Here is a 22011-nt window from a genome sequence, read left to right on the forward strand (position 1 = left end):
GCCTCGGGTCGCTCAGCTTTGACCTTCAACGCCGCAATGAGCGCGTCCTCAGCGTCAACGACAATTCGGTCCGCGTTCCTTTTGACTCTAACTCCGACAGTGAATTGCCAGGACATTGCTTGGCCTTCCTCAGGCTAGATTACAAACGAGCGTTCACCGGCATGGACACAAGCCTTGCGTGATTTGTAGGCGACGGTCCCTGCCACGGCTTTGACCCCATTTTCGACTGATGACCGCTCCCTTGCAGCCAATTATCAGCGGGACCAGCAAGAACCGCAAGTTGCGGGCCCGACTAATCGGAAGCACTTTCGGCGCTTATCGATGCCCGGGTCGCGGCCATGGCTCGCACGCTATCCCATCATTGTCCGATCATGACTTGTCCGGTATCCAGGCTCCTCGGGCGCCCTGTACGGGCCGGAGGTTCTGTTGCGCTATTCCAAGAGCGTGTACCTCTCCCAAAGAGCGTCAATGAACACCTCCTCGACTGCGCCCGTAGGAACATAGGCGAATCCAAGTTCACCTACTCGGTCCCTTGTCGGATCAAGCAAGTGAAAATCGTTACCCCATAGTTCGCATGTGAGAAGGAGTTCAGATGCGTCCAACGCAATATCGGGCGCCTTTCGTGCACTCCCAAAATACGATCGCCCCTGTGCGATGCCTTCCAACGCCATGCCCTCGTTGATGTCATGGACGGAGACGTTTATTGCCATCGAAGTGGTCTTCCGGATTGATGAGCGAGTACCATTCCGACGACAGGCGCCCCTGCTCGAAGACCGCCGCGCCAACCGCACAGATCGACGCCATGTCGGCATTGGCGGTCTCGACATCGATGGCAACGAGCGCATCGGCTCCCCCAAGCGGCTGCGTCTTGCCTTCCCTCCCTGTTAGGCTACGTGCAGTTCGCTGTTCGGTCAGTGAAATTCGCTGTTCCGATTTCTAGGGAATTGGAGAGCAAGACGTTGAATTTGCTGGAGTATGGGAAGGCAAAATCGCCGTCACGGCCCTAAAAACCCAAAAGTTCCCTGTATTTTCCCGTGGAACAGGGAACTGGAGCGCGGAGACAGGTTCGCCGATGACTGCCTCCACCGCCAGCTTCCGCATCTGCGACAACGCATGAGCTGCCCAAGGTCAGCGTGGCGGCGCGCGCCGACGTCGTCTTGCACATGCTGGAGGAATAGAGCCGCCGTGTCTCTTCGACGGCTATTGGGCTACGGTCTGCCCTGCCCGTTATAGGACGGTTCGTCTCGATCGCGGCGGCCGAGCCCACGCGGACCACCGACCAGCCAAGAGACACGCTCGCCGCCTTGCGGCTGCTCTTCGGTGCGCGTCTCTTCGCTACGCCGCGGCGCGGTTCGCGAGACCATCGGCTGACTGTCCATCTCTTGCGAGACCGTCCAGATCATCGGCCGCTCTACATTCGCCGGCAGCACCGTGGCGGCGTCGCCTTCAGCCTCGTGCAATTGCGCGGTGGTCAGGTTTCGCGCACCGGCCAGGCTCGCACCGCACAGATTGGCGCCGGCCAGGCTGGCATCGGCCAAATCCACCCCGTCGAGCTGGGCATCGCTCAGATCGGCCCCAGAGAGATCGGCGCGTTCAAGGCGAGCCTCGCGCAAATCGGCGTCGGCCAGATCGGCGCCGCGCAAATCCGCCCCGGTCAGGGTGGCGAAGCGCAGGAAGGCGTGCCGCAACCGCGCATGGGCGAGGTTGATGGGTCCGCCGTTGATGGGGCCCATCTGACGGTCGCCTATGCTGAGAGCAATGCCGACGAGATTGGGAACGATGGATGGGTTCTCTGCCCGCCACTCATTCCAGGGTCTCGGGCCACGACGCAGAAGTTCGATATGTTCGGAATCAGCGGTCACAACGCAATGCCTACAACGCTCAACGCAACACACTCAACGCGACAAATGATACGCACGAACTCTACACAACGAGATGCGGCGAGCGTAATGCAGCGTCGATCTCGTCCACAAGAGTTCTGTGACAATCCGTGGCGGACGGCCGCAGGCTTGGTGTTGCCTATGACGCGCAAAAGAAAAGAGCCGCCTCAAAGGCGGCTCTGTCCGATGTCTTTGGTCTTGACTGTGACCGTCGCGGCGCTGTTTGGGGTTAGCCGCCGATCCGTGCGGTCCCGGAGCGGCCGTCATTGCGAACCCAACGCACGTTGGCGCCCTGACGGGTGAGCTTGTAGCAATACTGCTTGCCGTTCATCCAGCTCGTCCACTTCTGACAAAGCTGATCCTCGGCGACCCACCACTTGCCGGAGTCGCTAGAGCCGTCGCCGCGGGAAAAGCTCGCCGCCACCGTGCCCATCTTGCCGGTCATCCGGCCATTGGCCGAATATTGGATCGGAAGCTCGAAGCCCGAGACGTTGAGATAAACGGTCTTGCCGATGATCGCGCCGCGCAGCGCATCGCCGGCGAGTTGCTCGGCGCTGAGGGCGGCTGTTGCCGGGAGGGCGAGGCCCACGGCCAGGAGGAGTGTTCCAGTCTTCATTGCTACCCCGTATTGTCTTGGAACTGACATGGAGGGGATAGCGCCCTGTAAACTTGGTCAATTTGGGGCTAAGCAATGGGCATTGCGTGACAAAGTTAAGGGGCTTTGCCGGCTGGCGTTTCGCCCTCCCTTAACCCTTGGTGGCGTGCTTCGCCTGCTCCTTCGCGCTGCGCCGCCTGCGCATGGCCAGCACGTTGATGATCTCCACGACCGCCGAGAAGGCCATGGCGAAGTAGATATAACCGCGAGGGATATGGAAGTGGAAGGCGTCGGCCACCAAGGCGGCGCCGATCAGCAGCAGGAAGGACAGAGCCAGCATCTTGGTCGTCGGGTGGCGTTCGATGAACGCCGATACGGGCCCCGAGGCGAAATACATGACGGCGATGGCGACCATGACAGCGGCGATCATGACCTCCACGTGCTCGGCCATGCCGACAGCGGTGATGATCGAGTCGACCGAGAACACGAGGTCGATGATGGCGATTTGCACGATGGCCGCCGCCAGCGACTGCACCACGACGTTGCCCCCGTTCTCCCCATTCTCGCCTTCAATGCCCACGTGGATCTCGCGCGTGCCCTTCACCAAGAGGAACAGCCCGCCGGCCAGCAGGATCAGGTCGCGCCACGAGAAAGCATAGTCGCCGACGCTGAAGATCGGCGTCGTCATGCGGATGAACCAGGCGATGAAGCCCAGCATGATCACCCGGAAGATAAGCGCCAAGGACAGGCCGATCCGCCGGGCCATCAGCTGCTGGTCCTTCGGGAGGCGCTGCACCATCACCGAGATGAAGACAACGTTGTCGATGCCGAGCACGATTTCCATCGCGCTCAGGGCCAGGAAGCTCGCCCAGACGGCGGGGTCGGTTAGGAATTCGACGAATGGCATGGGTGTGGAATCTGCGTGGTGGTGGAACTTATGCCCCGAGCTAATAGCTCAAGATGCCGGGCCCGGTCCATCGCCTGCTGCGTCATGAAAACGGCGGAGCCCTCGTCCCAGCCCGACGCTGGCGAAATAAGCCGCGGCGGCGAGAAGCGCCATTTTGACCCAAAACGCGGAGGGAAACGGGTTGGCGACGGCGACGGCCGCCGCGACCGCCCACACAAGCGCCACGAGGCCTGAGAGGATGCGCAGGCGCACGACGCGGAACGGATGCACGAAGAGGATCGGCACGAAGGTGAGGAGCACGAGCCCGACCACCACGGCAAACGCGCCATAGGGCGGCAGGCCGAGCACGAACAGATACAGGAGGACGATGTTCCAGATGGCCGGGAAGCCGACGAAGTACCCCTCCTCCGTCTTGCTATCCACGTCGGAGACGTGGAACAGGCCGGACAGCAGAACGGCGATGGCCGCCGGCAGCCTGGACCATTCCGGCAAGAGCGCCGTCTCGGTCAGCACGAAGGCAGGAATCGCCACATAGGTAAGATAGTCGACGATGAGATCGAGGCGTTCGCCGCTGAAGCGCGGCAGCACGGCCTTGACCTCGAAAAGCCGCGCCAGGGGGCCATCGATCGCATCGACGAAGAGCGCGATGCCGAGCCAGACGAATAGCATCTGCCAGTCGGCTTGATGCACAGCGCGCAGCGCCAGAAGGGCAAGCACGGCGCCGATGGCGGTGAGCACGTGGACCGAAGCGGCCCTGAGCCGCCGGCTCATGGGTGATCTCCTATCACGCGTTCCCCTCATCTCGAAAAATAGAGCACCGCGAGTGGTGTTGAAAGTCAACGGATTGTCAGAGAGTTAGCGGCGCTAGCCGTGGCTGGCCCATAGGATCGACAGGGCCCCAAGGACGGTCGGACGGCCTGTAATCGTCCGGTCATGCCCCGTCCCTAGCATCTCCCGTTTTTCGTTACTCACAGAGGAATTTGGGAGATGAAAAAGACCTACGCCTTAGGTGCTGCTGTCGCCGTCCTTATGCTTGCTGCAAGTCCAAGTCTCGCCGAATATATCAACCCGGTCGACTTTCCGCAGAAGGGCGACCCCACCGACGTGCAGGTGGTGATCGAGATCCCCGCCGGCACATTCACCAAATACGAGATCGACGGCAAGACCGGCCATCTCTTCGTCGACCGCTTCCAGTCGATGCCTGTGGTCTACCCGACGAATTACGGCTCGATTCCAAGCACGGTCGGGCCAGACGGCGACCCGCTCGACGCCCTCGTCATCACGCGCCAGCCGATCCATCCCGGCGCCTTCATCCGCGTGCGGCCGATCGGAATCCTGAAGATGATCGACGGCGGCGAAGTGGACGACAAGATCGTCGCCGTCCCGATCTCCAAGGTCGATCCGACCTACGACGAGATCAAGACCGTGGACGATCTGCCGGCGATCGAGCGCGCCCGCATCGAGCAGTTTTTTGCTGTCTACAAGAAGCTGCCCGACGGCCGAAAGATCGTTGAAATGAAGGGCTATGACGGTGTGAATGCCGCCGTGGACATGCTGAACACCGGGCTCGAAAAGGCCAAGACGACCGACGTCTCGACGTCCGCGCAATAGCTCTCGCAGCAAGAACCACAAGCGGCTCATCGCGCCCCCCTTGGCCTCGATGAGCCTTTTCCTTGTGCGGACCTCGCCGAAAAAAAAGCCGCCGCCCTGGACGGGGCGGCGGCAGTTTAGGCGAAAAGGGGACTATTCTATTTTTTCTGGACGTTTCGTTTCGGCTTACCAGTCGATCTGGGCGCGCATGCCGAAGCCCGTGATGTCGGCGCCGTTGTTCGCACCGCCCTCGATCTCGGACTGCGTGACGTTGAACTTCAGCGCCGTGTAGTCGGTCATCCACCAGTTGAGGCCGATGAGCCAGGTCTTCTGCTCGCCGCATTCTGCACACGTCACGGCGTTGGGAGCTCCCGAGGCGTTGATGGCGGCCGCGCCATCGCTGAGGTCGATGACGTCATACTTGCCCGCGAGCTGCCAAGCGCCCCAGCCACCGCTGCCGCCGAAGAAGGGATTCTTCGGCTTGACGCGGCCGAACGCACCTTCGTCAGCCTCGTAGTTCCGCATATCGTCGGTCAGGAACACGCTACCTTCGATATACCAGCCGTTGTAGGTGGGGTTCACGCCAGGGGCAATGCCCGGCGCAACGTTCGTCTCGAGCTGTGCGTACTCGCCTTGTACCGAAAAGCGCTTATACACGGCGGCGCCTTCGAGGACGAACATGTCGTCGTTCTCGCCAATGAACGGTGTCTGCACGAACCGGTCGGCGAGATGGAGATCCGCAGCCCGGGCCCGATAGCGGAAGAGCTCCGCAAAGCCAGTCTCGTCGGACGTACCGGCGTCGCGATGACGATAGTTGGCGCCCAAGTGGACAACGGTCGTGTCGTTGTTGATCGGGGCCACGGTACCACGGACCGAGAAAGTTGATTCGCTGTCGAACCAAGTTTCCTGGTTTCCGGTGTTGCCGCCGAAGTAGCCGGTCTGGAACGACCAATGCTCGTCGCCGGCCCATACGCCGGCACCGATCTGGCGGTCGATGCCGAACGCCTCGATGAACGCCGAACGCTCCATGAAGGTGATGAACCGCGAGCTGGTCATATCCTCCAGCGAGTTGGCCGTCTTGAACTGACCAATGAGGATTTCCGACTTCTCCCAATCGGCCCAGTTGGCGTACGCGAGATAGGCGTCCTTGACCTCTGAGTCGTCGCCCGCGAAGTCCATCTCGAACTTGTACTTCCAGTCGTAGTAGACGACACCCTCGACACCGATACGCGCCCGGCGCAGTTCGACGGCGTTGACGTCCTGTTCGCCGGTGATCGCCTCATCCTGATCGATGGAATTGAAGTCGCCCATCAAGCGGCCGCGAACCTTGAACTTGAACTTGCCGTCGGTGCTGGACAATTCCGGCGCGCCCTTCCACTTGACCTTGAGATCAAGGTCACTGCCGCCGGAGCCAGACGATGCCTTGGCGGAAGCCGCCTCGGATTTGGCCTGGTTCACCTGACGTTGTAGCTCTTGCATCTGAGCCTGCATGGCGCGCATCTGCGCCTGAAGTTCCTCCATGCTCGCTGCCTTCGCGGCCGGGCTGCCCGACACGAGAAGACCGAACGCGCTGGCGCCGGCGAGCAAATAGAGACTAGTTTTCTGAAGTCCCCCGATCATGACCCCTCTCCACTCTGTTGAAGTGTTGCGTGTTTTGTTAATCAGTTCAGTTGTTTAGGAGAATTCTTCGTCTCCCGTTGAAAGCCGTTCCGCCGCGTTTCCGCGACCGAGCCATACCGTTCTATTTCCTGGGCAATGACGCGCTTGTGACAGTCCGACGACGTTGGGGATTTCGTGGTCCACTGTTGCGGATCGGCCACGGCTCGCATCGCTTGCGGATTGCACGTGAACAGGAACCCAGCGGTCGGAACCTCAGTCTAGGCTTCTGAGAAAGCAGCAGAATGCTGTTTCGGACGGTCGTCCCCGGGATTCTCGCCGGGAATGCCGGAAGAGGGTTTCCGGGCGCGAGCACGAGGCCCCTATGGCGTGGCCGGCGGGACGACCGAGAAGCCGTGCGCCTCGAATCGCGACGCCGCGTCGGGCCCGCGCAGATATGTCAGGAAGACGCCGGTGCTTGACGATGTCGCCGCCTTGAGCTTGGCGGCCGGGTAAACGATGGGCGGATGACTGCTTTCGGGGAAAGTGCCGAGGATCTTGACGTTCGGATCCGCCTTGGCGTCGCTTGCATAGACGATGCCGAGCGGCGCCTCGCCGCGCGAGACGAGCCGCAGGGCCGCGCGAACGTTCTCCGCTTGCGCCAGCTGGTCTTTGACCTCCCCCCACACGCCTAGGCTCTCGAGCGCCGCCTTGGCGTATTTGCCGGCAGGCACGGCATCCACGCCGGAAATCGCCAGCCGTCCATCGCCAAGGAGGCGCGAGAGCGGAAGGCCCGGCCCGATCTTGGCTGTAAGCGCCGACTCTCTTGGGGCGATCAGGACGAGCTGGTTCGACAGGAGATCGAAGCGGCTCGCGGGCTCGATCAGATTGCGCTCGGCCAGATAGTCCATCCAGGCTTGGTCGGCCGAAATGAACACGTCCGCCTCCGCCCCCTGCTCGATTTGCTTTGCCAGGGCGGAGGTCGCCGCATAGGAGATCACAGGCTTCTTGCCTGCCTCCGCCTGCCAGTCTGACGCCACGGCATCGAGAGCGTTTTTCAGGCTCGCGGCCGCGAACACGGTCGGACCTCCGTCGGAGGCCGTGAGATGCTGCGGGCTGGCCACCAAGGACACGGCCAGAAGAGCCGCGCCGCCACACCAAAGCTTGAGAGTTTTGAGCATTTCTCCGCCCCCGGCAGACATGGCCGTGCTTTCCGAAGCTGGCTACGCTATGACCCGCCGCAAGATAAAGACCGCAGGACGACGCATGGGCAAGCCCACCTCCCCTGGAGACGACTTCGATGTGGCCGTGGTCGGCGCCGGTCCGGCAGGGACCGCCGCGGCGCTCGCGCTTGCGCATGTGGGGGCCAAGGTCGCGCTGATCGGGCCGCCACCGCCGAATGCGCAGGCCGCACGCCCGGAGACGCGCACGGCGGCGCTGCTGACAAGCTCCGTCGATTTCCTCAAGCGCCTGAACGTGTGGGAGGCTCTTGCGCCCCACGCCGCGCCCCTGAAGGCCATCCGCATCGTCGATGCCTCGCGCAGCCTCTTGCGCTCCCCGGACATCGCGTTCGAGGCGCGGGAGCTTGGTCTCGAAGCCTTCGGCTACAACGTCGCCAACACGACGCTAAACGAGGCGCTCTATGCGCGCGCGCTAGATGCGGTTGCTCAAGTCATTCCCGAAAGCGTCGCGGCCATCGCGATCGGCGACCGCACGGCGGAACTCACCTTGAGCGGGGGCAGCACACTTACGGCAAGACTTGTCGCCGGCGCGGACGGACGCCAGTCCGTTTGCCGCGACGCGGCGGGCATCGAGAGCAGCGTGTGGCGCTACGACCAGGCCGCCATCGCCACGAGCTTTCGCCACACAATTTCGCATGACGGGGTGTCGACAGAGCTCCACAGAGAGCTCGGCTCGGTCACCACGGTGCCCACGCCCGACCCGCACACCTCGAGTCTGATCTGGGTCGGCGCCACGGCGGAGATCGATGATCTCATGTCGTGCGACGACACGGACTTTGCCGCGCATCTCCAGGACCGGCTCGGCGACACGCTGGGCGCCGTCTCCGACGCCGGGCCGCGCGCGTCGTTTCCGGTGGCAGGCCTGACCGCGAAACAGCTTGCCGCCAAGCGCACCGCTTTGATCGGCGAGGCCGCGCACATCCTGCCGCCGATCGGCGCGCAAGGGCTCAATCTCGGCTTGCGGGACGCAGCGGCCCTTGCCGATTGCGTGGCCGGGGCGCTCCGCCAAGGCCACGATCCGGGCGGGCTCGCCGTGCTAGCGGCCTATATCCGCGCGCGCCAGCTCGACGTGATGTCGCGCGCAATCGGCGTCGATTTACTGAACAGATCTCTCCTGACGGGCCTGCTGCCGGTCCAGGCCGCACGCGGGATGGCGCTCGCCGGGCTGAACGCGTTCGCGCCCCTGCGCCGTCTCGTCATGCGGGCCGGGCTCGCCCCGCCGGCCCGGCTTCCGAGCCTGATGCGCCCCGTAACGGCGCCGCCGCGTCTGCGCGCTTGACGCCTCACCCCAGTTTGGCCATGAGGTTGCGCTTCAAAGCGCGCGCCCGCCCGAAAAACTCAATGCAAGGAAGCCTCTGTGGCCAACCGCTACGACCTGCCTTTCACCCTCGACCTGCGCTACCGCCTCGAATATGCGGGCTTGCGTTTTCTGATCGGGATCGTGCGCGCCTTCCCGCTCGATATGGCCGGCAATATCTCTGCCTTCTTCTGGCGGGTGCTCGGCAAGCGCAACCGGCGGCATAAGCGGGCCCTGGTCAATCTGGAGCGGGCTTTCCCGGAAAAAACGCCCGAGGAACGCGAGCGTATCGCGATTGCCGCGTGGGACAATCTCGGCCGCGTCATGGTCGAGACCATGAATATCGACCGGATTCTCGCCGACCCCGGGCGTCTGCATGTCACCAACGGCCACTGGATCGGCCGCTACAAGGGCAAGATGGGCCCGGCGCTGATCGTCACCATGCATATGGGAAATTGGGAGATCGGCATGTGGCCGGTGATGCTCGCGGGGGTGAAACCTGCCGGCGTTTATCGCCAAGTGAAGAACCCTTATGTCGATCAGTATCTCCGCGCCCAGCGGCAGGCTCTCTATCCGGGAGGTCTGTTCGGAAGAGGCCGCACCGCGGGAGAGGACGAAACGCAAAAAACCGCGCGCCTCATTATGGATTATGTGCGCCAGGGCGGACGGTTGGGGTTCATCTCCGACCTCTACGACCGCAACGGCATCGAGGTGCCGTTCTTCGGGCATCTCGCCAAGAGCATGCCCATCGCCGCGATGATCGCGCGGCGGGTCGGCGCGCGCATTTGGATCGGCCGGTGCGTGCGCGTCGGCAACCGCGCGGTGTTCGACGTCAACGTCAACGAGCTCAGGATTCCGCGCACCAGCAATCAGGCGGAAGACATCCGCTCGATCACCGCGGCGATCCAGCGCTACTTCGAAGTGTGGATTCGCGAGAACCCGGAACAGTTCATGTGGTCGAACCGCCGGTGGTCGTAACCACGCCCTTAACTGCGTTGACAGCCTCGTTGGGTCGCGATCTTATCGACAAAAGACTCGGGGATAGGGTGATGTTGTAATGTCGACAGTCCGCAACGCTAGATTTCAGATCGGGCAGGTGGTGCGCCACCGGCTCTATCCCTTTCGCGGCGTGATTTTCGACGTGGACCCGAGTTTCTCGAACACCGAAGAGTGGTACGCGTCCATTCCGCAGGACGTGCGGCCGGCGAGGGATCAGCCGTTCTATCACCTCCTCGCCGAGAACGCCGACACGGAGTATGTTGCTTACGTGTCCGAGCAGAACCTCTTACCCGACGCTTCCGATGAGCCGTTGCGGCATCCTCAAGTCCCGGAGCTGTTCGAGGACTTGCGGGACGGCGTGTTCCGCTTTCGCTTCTTGCAGGAGCACTAAGCCGCGCGGTCCGGCGCCCGCATCGCCCAAGATGTCGAGATAAAGGAAAGGCCGCCCCGGATCCCGGCGCGGCCTTTAGTTCTCTAGTGCTTGGCGTCAGTTCGCCGACGATTACTGCCCGGCTGCGGCGGCGGGCGCGGGCGCCTGCTGCTGTTGCGGCGCGCCCTCCCCCTGCTTCGCCTTGGCGGCGAGCTCGGCCTGACGCTTGCGGAACATCTCCATCAGCTGACGGCGCTGCTCCTCGTATTTCTTGTTGTCGACCGGCGGGCCGTCATAGGCCTTGCTGAACCCGGTCAGCGGCACGGGAAAGCCCATGGTCTTCTGCTGGATGTTCATGGCGGCTACGACCATCTGCTTGCCAGAGCGCATCTTCTGATACAGCTCGTCGGTGAGCTCCATCTGCACCTGGCAGCTGGTCGGGAAGCAAATCGAATATTGCAGTTGGATGGGCTGCTCCTCGTCGATCCGGATCTGCACGCCGGCGGGCATGACGAGCGCATAGGCGGTCGGCACCCGGATGAGAAGCTGCTGCTTATCCTCGCCTTCGGCTTTTCGCACGGCGGCGGCGATGAGGACCATGCCGGTGTTCGGCTCGAGCCCCTCGTGGTTGATCAAGCAGATCTCTTTCTCGTTGGTCTGCTGGTTGCTCATGCAGAGCTTGACCCAGGCGTCCTGAGCCGCGCCGGCTGGCGCTGCGGCAGTGGCCGGCGCGCTGCTTTTCGGAGCCGCCGAGGACTTGGGCTGGGCTTGCTGGGCCATGGCTGCGGGCACAATCAGCGCCAGCGCCAGCGCGCCTGCGCTCCCGGCCAGCACGAAACGACCCGCGCAGCGGCTAAAGCGGTTCCATCGATCCTTGGACCAGATCATCAATCGACCTTTCCTCATACTTGCGGGCTGGCTCAGGCCTGCCAGACGGTCCCCGTGCCCGCTCCCTACGCCTAGGGTCAATACCCGAAATGCGGCGTAGGCGTGGCTGTTCTCCCCCGTCTCCGGGACTTTCTTGGCCACCGTTGCAGACTTCCAACCATTTTCAATGGCATGGAAATAGGGTGCGGCGTCGGATTGCGTTGGCAGGGATGTTACCCTTAACCTTATGGTGTAATGCGTGGGCATCTATAGCCATGCAGGGTCTTCGTTGAAAGCCCCAATTTTCTTACTCATCGTGGGGCTCATGCTGCACCCCGCCGGTGCCTGGGCGGAGCCTCGGGCCGGGCTTGCCATGCACGGCGATCCCAACGAACAGGCGGATTTCAGCCATTTCCCCTACGCGAATCCCGACGCTCCCAAGGGCGGACGGGCGCGTTTTGCCAAACAAGGTTCATTCGACAGCCTGAACCCACTGATTGTCAAAGGCGTTTCCGCCGACGGTGTCCGCGAGTATCTCTACGAGAGCTTGATGGCGCGGGCCTATGACGAGCCCTTCACGCTTTACGGGCTGATCGCCGAAGCGGTCGAGACCCCGGCGGACCGGTCGTGGGTCGAGTTCACGCTGAACCCCAAAGCCAAGTTCTCCGACGGCAAAACGATCACCGTGGACGATGTGATCTTCTCGCATGCGGTGCTGCGCGACCGCGGCCGGCCGAACCACCGCTCCTACTACAAGAAGGTCAAGACCGTGGAGAAGACCGGGGAGCGCAAGGTGCGCTTCACCTTCGACGGCCCCGGCGACCGGGAGATGCCGCTGATCATGGGGCTGATGCCCGTGCTGCCGAGCCATCTGTTCACGCCGGAGACGTTCGAAACGACGACGCTGGAGCCGCCGGTCGGCAGCGGCCCTTACGTGGTCGAGAAGGTCGATCCGGGAAAGAGCATCACCTATCGGCGCGACGCCGATTATTGGGGCCGCGACCTACCCGTCAATCGGGGGCTCTACAATTTCGACGAGATCCGCATCGACTACTACCGGGACGCCGGCTCCATGTTCGAGGCCTTCAAGTCGGGGCTCGTGGAACTGCGCAACGAGGATGACCCGACGCGCTGGGCCCAAGGCTACAATTTTCCGGCGCTGCGCCAGGGCCGTGTGCTCAAGGAGGCGCTGCCGGTCGAGACGCCGGCCGGCATGTCGGGGCTGGTGTTCAACACGCGGCGTCCTCTCTTCGCCGACCCGCGCGTGCGCCAAGCGCTCATCCGGATGTTCGACTTCGAGTGGGTGAACCGCACGCTCTATCACGGGCAGTATGCACGGACCGAAAGCTACTTCGCGCGCTCCGAGCTGTCCTCACATAACCGGCCCGCGGATGCCACGGAACGCGCGCTGCTCGCGCCCTACGCGGACGCGGTGAAGCCCGCGATCATGGACGGCACGTTCTCCTTCCCCGTCAGCGACGGCACGGGCCAGAATCGCGAAGGCCGAGTCGAAGCGCTGAAACTTCTCGAAGAGGCGGGTTACGCGCTGAAAGACGGCGCGCTCGTCAATGTGGAGACCGGTGAGCCCTTCGAGTTCGAGATTATCGCCGCCACGCGCGCGCAGGAGCGGCTGCTGCTCACCTATGCGCGGGCCTTGAAACAGGTGGGAATCGAGGCTCGAATCCGGCAGGTTGACTCCGCTCAGTACCAGCGGCGCAAGCAGACCTACGATTTCGACATGATCCAATATTTTTGGCCGGCATCGCTGTCGCCGGGGAACGAGCAATCGTTCCGTTGGGGAAGCGATGCTGCCAAGACGGAAGGCTCATATAACTTTTCCGGTGTCGAGAGCGAGGCGGTGGACGCCATGATCGAGGCCGTGCTCGCGGCGAAGGACCGCGAGGATTTCGTGTCCGCCGTGCGTGCACTCGACCGCGTGTTGCTCTCCGGCGATTATGTGGTGCCGCTGTTCTACCTGCCCCGGCAGTGGGTCGCGTATTGGCGTGCCCTGAAGCGCCCCGACGACACGCCGCTCTATGGCTATCAAATCGATACTTGGTGGGACGCTAACACCGAAACCGGCGGGCACGCGGTCGAACCATGATCCCTTCGCCGATGAGCGCTTTCCCATGAGCACGCTTCCCGTCCCGGACGCGGAGACGCTCAAGGACAGCGGCCCAATCACCGCCGAGGGGCTGTTGCGCCGGCGCGCACGCCAAAAGGCCGATGCGATCACACTGATCGACCCGCCCAACCGGCGGACGCTCGGACACAGCGCTGCGCGCCAATTGACCTATGGCGAGACCGACGAGGCCGTCGATGCCTTGGCCGCGTTTTTCGCCGCGCTTGGGCTTCAGCCCGGCGACCGGGTCGTCATGCAGCTTCCCAATTTCATCGAGGCGCCACTCGCGCTGCTCGGCGCTTGGCGCGCCGGGCTGACGGTCGCCGCCATCCCCATGCTGTGGCGGGCGACGGAGATCGCGCGGGTATGCGATGCGCTGGAACCCAAGGCGCTGATCGGCTGTTCGCGCTTCGCCGAGGATGCGCCAGCCGAAATGTTGCGCGACGTCGCCGCCACGCGGCTGTCGGTCCGTTTCGTGCTCGGCTTCGGCGACGGCCTGCCCGACGGCGTCGGTTCCCTCGACGACGCTATTGGCGCCGGACATGCCGGGGACTTCACCCCGCGCCTGCCAACGGGGCCTTCGCTGATCACCTTCACGGCGCGCGCGGGACACCCGCTCGTGCCGCTGTTCCGCTACGAGGACGAAATCCTGGCGCAAGGCGCCATGGCGGTGCTCTCGCTGTCGCTCGACCGCAGCGACGTGATCCTGAACGCCTACCCCTTCACCGGCACCGTTGGACTCGGGCTTGGGCTCGCGCCGTGGCTCATCGGCGGTGCCAAGCTGGTGCAACATCACCCTTTCGAGTACGGCGTGTTCGTGCGGCAGCTGGTCGAGTCAGGCGCAACCGTGACCGCCATGCCTTCGGCCATTCTCGCCGAGCTTGGCGCGAACCGCGTGCTGAAGGACCCGCGCTGCAAGCTCCGGCGGGTGGGCCGGGTCTGGTCGCCTGCGGAACTTGCGGATCTGACCGCGCCGCTGAACCACATGGCCGCGGAAAACTTGAGCCTGCCCGTGTTCGACCTCTACCCGCTCGGCGATCTCGCCAGTCTCTTGCTGCGGCCGGCTCCGATAGCGGACCGCGCCGCACTGCCCCTTGGGCCGGTGCATCTCGGCGAGGATGGCGGCGGCCCCGTATTCGCGGAGACGAAGCTTGCCGAAGAGAGCGGCGCGCTCCTCCTGCGAGGCCCCGTGGTGCCGCAAGGCCGCTCGAATGGTCCCGTGGCGCGCGACGACAACGGCTTCGTCGCCACGGGTCTGCGCGGCCAAGCGGAGGGCGTTGCACGTCTACGGGTCAAGCGCGACGCCGAGCTGATCCATCATGGCGGCTTTACCATCGCGGCTTCCGAGCTCGACGGGCTCTATCAGGCGTTTCCCGGCTTTCTCGATGCGGCCTGCTTCGTGCTGCCGGACCCGATCGTCGGCGACCGCATTTTCGGGGCCGTGGCGCCCTCGCCCAACGCGCCGGTGTCGTTGGAAGCGCTGCACCGCTTCCTCATGGAGCGCGGCGTGGCGCCTTACAAATTCCCGGACAAGCTGTTGGTGGTGCGCGATATCCCGCGTGACGCTAAAGGCAATATCATCCGCGCGGAGATTCTGGCGCAGGTCTAGGCGGCTTCTTTCACCGCACCCGCGATCTTGGCGAGCCGTTTCAGGAGATCGCGCGCGCCGGCGAGCCTGTCTTCCGCGTTCGGCCAGTTGGCATAGAAGATGAGCTTGTGATCGGGCTGGAGCTTCACCTGCTTGCCGGCATTGCTGATGAAGCGAATGAGCCCTTCCGGATTGGCGAAAGTGTTGCTGCGGAAGGCGATGACCGCGCCTTTCGGCCCGGCGTCGATCTGCTCGATGCCCGCCTGACGGCACAGGGCCTTGATCTCAACCACGTCGAGCAGATGCCGCACCTCCTCGGGCAATTCGCCGAAGCGGTCGATGAGCTCGGCGGCGAAGGCCTCGATGGCCTCTGCGGTCTCGACCCCCGACAGACGGCGATAGAGCCCGAGCCGCACTTGCAGGTCGGGCACGTAGTCCTCGGGGATGAGGACCGAGGTGCCGAGATTGATGCGCGGGCTCCACTGATCCTCGATCACGCCCTCCCCGCCCTTCAAGGCCGCCACCGCCTCCTCCAGCATGGACTGGTAGAGCTCGAAGCCGACTTCGCGAATATGCCCCGACTGCTCCTCGCCCAAGAGATTGCCGGCGCCGCGGATGTCGAGATCGTGGCTGGCCAGGATGAAACCGGCGCCGAGCGTATCGAGAGACTGAAGCACCTTCAGGCGCTTCTCGGCCGCGGGCGTGATGCGCGCATCGGCCGGAATGGTGAAATAGGCATAGGCGCGAATTTTCGAGCGGCCGACCCGGCCCCGCAACTGGTAGAGCTGCGCCAAGCCGAAGCGGTCGGCGCGGTAGACAATGAGCGTGTTCGCCGACGGAATATCGAGCCCGCTTTCGACGATCGTGGTCGACAGCAGCACGTCGTATTGCCGGTCGTAGAATGCGTTCATGACCTGATCGAGCTCGCTCGACGGCATCTGTCCGTGGGCGCGGGCGACCTTCAGCTCCGGCGCGTGCTCTTGCAGAAACGCGGCCGCCTCGTCGAGATCGGAGATGCGCGGGACCACAAAGAATGTCTGGCCGCCGCGGAAGCGCTCGCGCAACAGCGCCTCGCGCAAGGTCATGGGATCGAACGGCGCCACATAGGTCCGCACCGCCAAGCGGTCGACCGGCGGCGTGGCGATCAGCGACATCTCGCGCACGCCGGACAGCGCCAATTGCAGCGTGCGCGGGATCGGTGTGGCGGTGAGCGTCAGCACATGCACGTCTTCGCGGAGCTCCTTCAGCCGCTCCTTGTGCTTCACGCCGAAATGCTGCTCCTCGTCCACGATCAGGAGCCCGAGATCGGTGAAGCCGATGGCCTTGCCCAGCAGCGCGTGGGTGCCGATGACAATGTCGATCTCGCCGTCCTTCAGCCCCGTCTTCACCGCGGAGAGTTCCTTGCCGGTGACGAGGCGCGAGGCTTGCGCGATCTTCACGGGGAAGCCGCGGAACCGCTCCGTGAAGGTGTGAAAGTGCTGGCGCGCCAGCAGCGTGGTGGGCACCACCACGGCAACCTGCTTGCCGGCAAGCACGGCGATGAGGCTCGCGCGCAAGGCGACCTCCGTCTTGCCGAAGCCCACATCGCCGCAAATGAGCCGGTCCATGGGACGGCCGCTCGCCAGATCTTCGAGCACCGCGTCGATGCTGGTGACCTGGTCCTCGGTCTCCTCGTAAGGAAAGCGCGCCGAGAACTCGTCATAGGTGCCTTCGGGCGGATTGAGGATCGGCGCGGTGCGCAGCTCGCGCATGGCGGCCACCTTGATCAGCTTCTCGGCCATGTCGCGGATGCGCTGCTTGAGCTTGGCCTTGCGGGATTGCCAGGCCACGCCACCAAGCTTGTCCAGGATCACGCCGGACTCATCGGAGCCGTAACGGCTCAGCAGCTCGATATTTTCCACCGGCAGATAGAGTTTGTCGCCGCCTTGGTAGTGAAGCTCCAAGCAGTCATGCGGCTCGCCCGCCGCTTCGATGGTGGTCAGCCCCACGAAACGGCCGATGCCGTGATCCGCATGAACCACCAGGTCGCCGACCGCGAGGCTCGCCGCCTCGGTCAGCGCGTCGCTGCCCTTCTTGACGCGCGCTTTGCGGACCAGCCGGTCGCCGAGAATGTCCTGCTCGCCGATCACCGCGATGCCCGGCGCTTCGAAGCCTGTCTCCAGCGGCAGCACGGCCACGGCCGCCGCTTCGGGTGGCGCCGCGACGGCGTCCGGGAAGGTCTCGACTCGCACCGTGTCGCTCAAGCCATGTTCGGTAAGGAGCGTCGCCAGGCGCTCGCGCGCGCCTATACTCCAGCAAGCGACGATCACGATCCTCTTATCGGCGATCAGCTTCTTGGCATGCGCCACCACGGCATCGAAGACATTGCTGCCCTCCGTCTGACGCTCCGGCGCGAAAGAGCGGCCTTGCCGTCCGCCAAACGAGACGACACGGACCCCCTCACCTTCCGGGCGCTCGAACGTGTCGAGCGCGACGACGTGCGGTGCCGCGTCGAGGAGCCGTTTCCACTCGGCCTCGTCCAGGAACATGCTGTCCGCCGGCACGGGATGATAAGGCGGCGCGCCAAAGGCTTTGCGTTCCAGCGCCGCAGCGCGCGCATCGTAATGATCGGCGACCTGCTCGAGCCGGCTCTGCCGGGCGTCCTCCGAAAGCGGATCGAGCGTCACCACGGCATTCGGCACGTAATCGAACAGCGTCGCCAGCTCGTCGTGGAACAGCGGCAGCCAATGCTCCATGCCTTGATGCTGGTGCCCGGCCGAGATCGCCTCGTAGAGCGGGTCGTCCCCTGTCACGGGGCCGAACAGCTCGACATAGCGCTGGCGGAACTGGCTGCGCACCTCCGGTGTCAGCGCCACCTCGCTCATGGGCAAAAAGTGCACCGCATCGAGCCGCGCTTCCGTGCGCTGGGTCTCCGGGTCGAAGGCGCGAAGGGATTCGAGCTGATCGCCGAAAAAGTCGAGGCGCACCGGTTGTCCGCCCGGCGGATAAAGATCGAGAATGCCGCCGCGCACCGCATATTGGCCAGGATCGGTGACGGTGCCCGCGCGGGCATAGCCGGAGGACTCCAAGCGCTCTATCAGCGCCTGCATGCTCATGACGTTGCCGGACTGAAGCTTGAGATCGGCGCCGGCGATGAAGCTCCGTGGCGGCACGCGCTGCACCACGGCGTTGACCGAGGTCAACAGAACCAGCGGCGCCGTGTCGTCGGGGGCCCGCGCCGCCAAGGCGGCGAGCGTCTCGATACGGTCGGCTATAATTTCCGCGTTCGGCGCCACCCGGTCATACGGCACGCTGTCCCAGGCCGGAAAGCACAGCACCCGCACATCCGGGGCAAAGAAGGCGATCGCCTCTTCCAGCGTGGCGAGGCGGTTGCCGTCGCGGGCCACATGCAGAATCGGCGCGTCCGCATGCCGCGCCAACTCGCCCAAGAGCAAGGCATCGAAGCCCTCAGGCACGCCGCCGGCGATGGCGCGCTTGTCCTTCAGCAGACGATCAACTTGCAGAGCGGGGAGCTTGGACGCAAAACTCATGGGCACTTGTGTTGTTTAGCCGGCTTTGGGCAGGCCGTGGAACTGCCGGACGCGCGCGATCAGCGCGTCCAGGTCGCGCTCGCCAAGCGAGTAGCCCTCGTAAACCGACAACTCGATTTGCGGGTCCGGCATCTCGATCAGGCGCTCGAGCACGGCGATATCGTCGCCATTCATGCTGTCGATGGCTTGCTCGGCGAAGCGCCCAAGCAGATAGTCCATCTCCTTAGAGCCTCGATGAGTCGCCCGCCATACCGCCCTGCGGCGGCGCATTCCAAGATCACTCGACATGATCCAAGCTTCCAATCCTAAGCCGTGGGTTAGACCGAGCGGCCCTGGCGATGTCAAGGGCGCGGCCCTTAGGCGCTAGACTAGGCTGATGCGCCCACCCCGGTTAGCTCCCCTGTTCGCCACGGTCCGCGCCCTGAAGGGCGTCGGCCCGCGAATCGAAGGCCTGCTCAACAAGCTGGTCGCCCCCCGGCAGCAAGGGGCCCATGCCCGGGCCATCGACCTTCTTTGGCACCTTCCCGTGAGCATCGTCGACCGCGCGCGAATGCCTTCGATCAGCCAAGCCCTGATGGGCGAGCTCGCCACGCTCGAGGTGAGAGTGGCCGAGCATCGGCCCGGCGGCGGGCGGCGGGGCGCGCGTGCGCCCTATCGCATCCTTGTGGAGGACGACACCGGGGCGCTTGAGCTCGTCTATTTCAAGGCCGACCCAAACTATCTGAAGCGGCTCCTCCCAATCGGCGAGACGCGGCTGATCTCGGGGAAGATCGAGGCCTATGACGGCTGGCTGCAAATGCCCCATCCCGATCATGTGGCGGCCGTGGACAAGGACGGCGCGCTGCCCCTGATCGAGCCGGTCTATCCGCTGACCGCCGGGCTCTCCAACACGACGCTCCGCAAGGCCATCGATGGGGCGCTGCGTCAGCTTCCCAAGCTGCCGGAGTGGATCGACGCCGCATATCTTGCCAAGCTGGCCTGGCCGTCTTTCGCCGATGCCATCCGGGGTCTGCACGCGCCGGACGGCGAAGCCGATCTTCTCCCCTCGGCCGCGGCGCGCGCGCGGCTCGCCTATGACGAGCTTCTCGCCAATCAGCTCGCGCTCGCCATCATCCGCCAGCGCTTGAAGAAGCGCGCGGGCAAGAGTCTCGCCGCCTCGGGAGACTTGCGCCGCGCCATCGTAGGTGCCCTGCCCTTCGCGCTCACCGGCGCGCAACAACGCGCGCTCGGCGAGATCGACGCGGACATGGCAAGCGACAGCCGCATGCTGCGGCTTCTGCAAGGCGACGTGGGCAGCGGCAAGACCGTGGTCGCGCTGCTGGCCATGGCGACGGCGGTCGAGGCCGGCACCCAAGCCGCATTCATGGCGCCGACGGAGCTTCTCGCCCGCCAGCATCTCGCCACGATCAGCGGTTTCGCCGAGCCTGCAAATCTGCGCGTGGCCTTGCTCACCGGACGCGAACGCGGCAAGGAGCGCGACGGCATCCTCGACGCCCTGAAGGCCGGGGATATCGATATTCTGATCGGCACCCATGCCCTGTTCCAGGAGACTGTCGCGTTCCGTAATCTCGGCCTCGTGGTCATCGACGAGCAGCACCGCTTCGGCGTGCATCAGCGTCTGGCACTGCAGAGAAAGGGCACGGGAACGGGCGCGGAGCTTCTGGTGATGACGGCGACGCCGATCCCGCGCACGCTACTGCTGACGAGCTACGGCGACATGGACGTCTCCCGGCTCGACGAGAAGCCGCCCGGCCGCAAGCCCATCGTCACCCGCACGGTCCCGCTCGAGCGTTTGGACGAGGTGACCGACGGGGTTGCCCGGGCCCTCGAGAGCGGCGCGCAGATTTATTGGGTATGCCCCCTCGTCGCGGAATCCGAGGTGCTGGACGTGGCGGCGGCGGAAGAGCGCTTCGCCGAGTTGCGGGCCCGCTTCGGCGACAGGGTCGGCCTGGTGCATGGCAAGCTCACCGGCAAGGAGAAGGACGCGGTGATGGCGCGCTTTGCTTCCGGAGAGCTTTCCATCCTCGTCTCGACCACGGTGATCGAGGTCGGCGTGGACGTGCCCAACGCCTCCATCATGATCATCGAGCACGCCGAACGCTTCGGCCTCGCCCAACTCCATCAGTTGCGGGGCCGTGTCGGGCGCGGCGCGGCGGAGTCGTCGTGCATCCTGCTCTACAAGCAGCCGCTGGGAGAGACGGCGCGCGAGCGGCTCAACGTGATGCGCCGCACAGAAGACGGCTTTGTCATCGCGGAAGAAGATTTGCGGTTGCGCGGCGGCGGCGAGGTGCTGGGCACGCGGCAGAGCGGCTTGCCTGCCTTCCGCATCGCCATCCTCCCCGAGCATCAAGAGTTACTCGAAGCCGCGCGCGACGCGGCACGTCTGACGCTGTCCCGCAACCCGACGTTAGAAGGGGATGACGGCGAGCGCTTGCGGCTCCTGCTTTATTTGTTCGAGCGCGACGACGCGGTGAAGCTGATGCGCGCGGGCTAGACGCGCTTAGCGTAGTCGCGCGGCGCCATGCCGGTCCACCGCCGAAACGCACGGGTGAAGTGGGCTTGGTCCGAATAGCCGAGCATGAAGGCAATCTCGATCGCCGATCCGTCGCGCGTTAGCACTCTGCGAAGGGCTTCGACGCCGCACGTCGTCGACAATCTCCTCGAAAGAGAAACCGAAATCCCGCAGGCGCCGTTGCAGCGTGCGCGTACTCATGCGCAAAAGTACGGCAGGCTTTCCAGGGTCACATGACCGTAGGGAAGCATGTCCTTGGCGAGCGTGCAGAGCGCGGACGCAGTCTCCACGGGGTCGACGCCGTTCGTCGAGCCCCGATTAGCCGGCAAGTGGCCCGTCTAGACGACGGGCTCTTCCTCGGGCAACGGCTTCTTACGCTTGGCGTTGTCGGCCAGCTCTTTGAGCTTGTCCTGGGGCGGCGCCACCAGTCCAGCCGAGATGACGAGCTTGGCGGCGTCGTCGATCGCCATGTCGAGCTGAATGACGTCCTTAGCCGGCATGAACAGGACGAAGCCGGTCGTCGGGTTCGGCGCGTTCGGCATGAATACGGTCAAGAGCTCGCCGTTGCCGAGCTTGTCCTTCACTTCGTGGGGCGGGTCGCCGGAGACGAAGACAACGGCGTAGAGGCCGCGGCGGGGAAACTCGATCAGTCCCACGCGCTTGAACCCTGTTCCCTGTTTCGAGAACACCGTGGTGAAGATCTGCTTGAGGAGCCGGTAGACGCCGCGCACCACGGGCATGCGATCCAGCATCATCTCGACGTAGCTGACGATGGTGCGGCCGAAAAGGTTGGCGGCGAGCGCGCCGATCAGCATCAAGGCGAGGATGCCGATGATCAGCCCAACGCCCGGCACATTGAACGGCAGGAAGTTGTCCGGCAGGTAGCGCTGCGGAATGAGCGGCTTCACCCAGCCGTC

At 64.3% G+C, this 22011-nt stretch carries 20 protein-coding genes; 9 read left to right on the top strand and 11 right to left on the bottom strand.

All coding sequences use genetic code 11. The features are described 5' to 3' along the window. Both ACSLE4_RS08875 and ACSLE4_RS08880 read left to right on the top strand, forming a co-directional pair. Positions 1–182, top strand: a 182-nt coding sequence (locus ACSLE4_RS08875) for a hypothetical protein (protein ID WP_435904102.1), incomplete at its 5' end; no start/stop codon positions are given. A 472-nt stretch (positions 183–654) separates the two neighbouring features. Further along, the gene (locus ACSLE4_RS08880; RefSeq protein ID WP_435904103.1) at positions 655–888 is read left to right on the top strand and encodes a hypothetical protein; all 234 of its coding nucleotides are present in this window, start codon (positions 655–657) and stop codon (positions 886–888) included. 320 nt (positions 889–1208) lie between these two features. On the opposite strand, the gene ACSLE4_RS08885 is transcribed toward ACSLE4_RS08880, so the two are convergent. From ACSLE4_RS08885 to ACSLE4_RS08900, 4 genes are all read right to left on the bottom strand, one after another. Continuing rightward, positions 1209–1733: a pentapeptide repeat-containing protein gene (locus ACSLE4_RS08885; RefSeq protein ID WP_435904104.1), complete on the bottom strand. Its 525-nt coding sequence runs from the start codon at positions 1731–1733 to the stop codon at positions 1209–1211. Positions 1734–2109: 376 nt separating this feature from the next. Then, entirely contained in the window at positions 2110–2496 is a 387-nt protein-coding gene (locus ACSLE4_RS08890) for a hypothetical protein (RefSeq protein WP_435904105.1), read from the bottom strand. Positions 2497–2626: 130 nt separating this feature from the next. Next, the gene (locus ACSLE4_RS08895) at positions 2627–3382 is read right to left on the bottom strand and encodes a TerC family protein (protein ID WP_435904106.1); all 756 of its coding nucleotides are present in this window, start codon (positions 3380–3382) and stop codon (positions 2627–2629) included. A 48-nt stretch (positions 3383–3430) separates the two neighbouring features. Then, positions 3431–4153, bottom strand: a complete 723-nt coding sequence (locus tag ACSLE4_RS08900; RefSeq protein ID WP_435904107.1) for a CDP-alcohol phosphatidyltransferase family protein — start codon at positions 4151–4153, stop codon at positions 3431–3433. A 216-nt stretch (positions 4154–4369) separates the two neighbouring features. Here ACSLE4_RS08900 and ACSLE4_RS08905 point away from each other — a divergent pair, with 216 nt between their 5' ends. Then, positions 4370–4993, top strand: a complete 624-nt coding sequence (locus tag ACSLE4_RS08905) for an inorganic diphosphatase (RefSeq protein ID WP_435904108.1) — start codon at positions 4370–4372, stop codon at positions 4991–4993. A gap of 165 nt (positions 4994–5158) precedes the next feature. Here the strand turns inward: ACSLE4_RS08905 and ACSLE4_RS08910 are convergent, their stop codons facing one another. Continuing rightward, entirely contained in the window at positions 5159–6592 is a 1434-nt protein-coding gene (locus ACSLE4_RS08910; RefSeq protein WP_435904109.1) for an OprO/OprP family phosphate-selective porin, read from the bottom strand. Positions 6593–6951: 359 nt separating this feature from the next. Then, a complete protein-coding gene (gene modA / locus ACSLE4_RS08915; protein ID WP_435904110.1) occupies positions 6952–7749 on the bottom strand; it encodes a molybdate ABC transporter substrate-binding protein in 798 nt (265 codons plus the stop codon). A gap of 85 nt (positions 7750–7834) precedes the next feature. On the opposite strand from modA, the gene ACSLE4_RS08920 reads away from it, so the two are divergent. The 3 genes from ACSLE4_RS08920 to hspQ all read left to right on the top strand — a co-directional run bounded on the left by ACSLE4_RS08920 (position 7835) and on the right by hspQ (position 10496). Continuing rightward, complete coding sequence (locus tag ACSLE4_RS08920; RefSeq protein ID WP_435904111.1) at positions 7835–9088, top strand: FAD-dependent monooxygenase; 1254 nt, start codon at positions 7835–7837, stop codon at positions 9086–9088. A 78-nt stretch (positions 9089–9166) separates the two neighbouring features. Further along, complete coding sequence (locus tag ACSLE4_RS08925; RefSeq protein ID WP_435904112.1) at positions 9167–10084, top strand: lysophospholipid acyltransferase family protein; 918 nt, start codon at positions 9167–9169, stop codon at positions 10082–10084. Positions 10085–10163: 79 nt separating this feature from the next. Next, positions 10164–10496: a heat shock protein HspQ gene (gene hspQ / locus ACSLE4_RS08930; RefSeq protein WP_435904113.1), complete on the top strand. Its 333-nt coding sequence runs from the start codon at positions 10164–10166 to the stop codon at positions 10494–10496. 111 nt (positions 10497–10607) lie between these two features. Here hspQ and ACSLE4_RS08935 read toward each other — a convergent pair whose 3' ends face one another. After that, complete coding sequence (locus ACSLE4_RS08935) at positions 10608–11363, bottom strand: invasion associated locus B family protein (protein WP_435904119.1); 756 nt, start codon at positions 11361–11363, stop codon at positions 10608–10610. A 304-nt stretch (positions 11364–11667) separates the two neighbouring features. Between ACSLE4_RS08935 and ACSLE4_RS08940 the strand changes: the two genes are divergently transcribed. Both ACSLE4_RS08940 and ACSLE4_RS08945 read left to right on the top strand, forming a co-directional pair. Further along, positions 11668–13446, top strand: coding sequence for an extracellular solute-binding protein (locus ACSLE4_RS08940; protein ID WP_435904120.1), 1779 nt, complete (start codon positions 11668–11670; stop codon positions 13444–13446). A 25-nt stretch (positions 13447–13471) separates the two neighbouring features. Beyond that, positions 13472–15073, top strand: coding sequence for an AMP-binding protein (locus ACSLE4_RS08945; RefSeq protein WP_435904114.1), 1602 nt, complete (start codon positions 13472–13474; stop codon positions 15071–15073). On the opposite strand, the gene mfd is transcribed toward ACSLE4_RS08945, so the two are convergent. Together mfd and ACSLE4_RS08955 are read right to left on the bottom strand one after the other, a co-directional pair. After that, positions 15070–18582, bottom strand: coding sequence for a transcription-repair coupling factor (mfd, locus tag ACSLE4_RS08950; RefSeq protein ID WP_435904115.1), 3513 nt, complete (start codon positions 18580–18582; stop codon positions 15070–15072). The genes ACSLE4_RS08945 and mfd overlap by 4 nt on opposite strands. Before the next feature lie 15 nt (positions 18583–18597). Then, positions 18598–18870, bottom strand: coding sequence for a succinate dehydrogenase assembly factor 2 (locus ACSLE4_RS08955; RefSeq protein ID WP_069622625.1), 273 nt, complete (start codon positions 18868–18870; stop codon positions 18598–18600). Between the two features lie 88 nt (positions 18871–18958). Between ACSLE4_RS08955 and recG the strand changes: the two genes are divergently transcribed. Continuing rightward, a complete protein-coding gene (gene recG / locus ACSLE4_RS08960) occupies positions 18959–21076 on the top strand; it encodes an ATP-dependent DNA helicase RecG (protein WP_435904116.1) in 2118 nt (705 codons plus the stop codon). On the opposite strand, the gene ACSLE4_RS08965 is transcribed toward recG, so the two are convergent. Next, entirely contained in the window at positions 21073–21237 is a 165-nt protein-coding gene (locus tag ACSLE4_RS08965) for a helix-turn-helix domain-containing protein (protein ID WP_435904117.1), read from the bottom strand. The two genes, recG and ACSLE4_RS08965, sit on opposite strands and share 4 nt — an antisense overlap. 195 nt (positions 21238–21432) lie before the next feature. Further along, a partial coding sequence (locus ACSLE4_RS08970; RefSeq protein ID WP_435904118.1) for a DUF502 domain-containing protein occupies positions 21433–22011 on the bottom strand: 579 nt, incomplete at its 5' end.

Source organism: Methyloceanibacter sp. (genome assembly GCF_051306395.1).
Lineage (GTDB): Bacteria > Pseudomonadota > Alphaproteobacteria > Rhizobiales > Methyloligellaceae > Methyloceanibacter.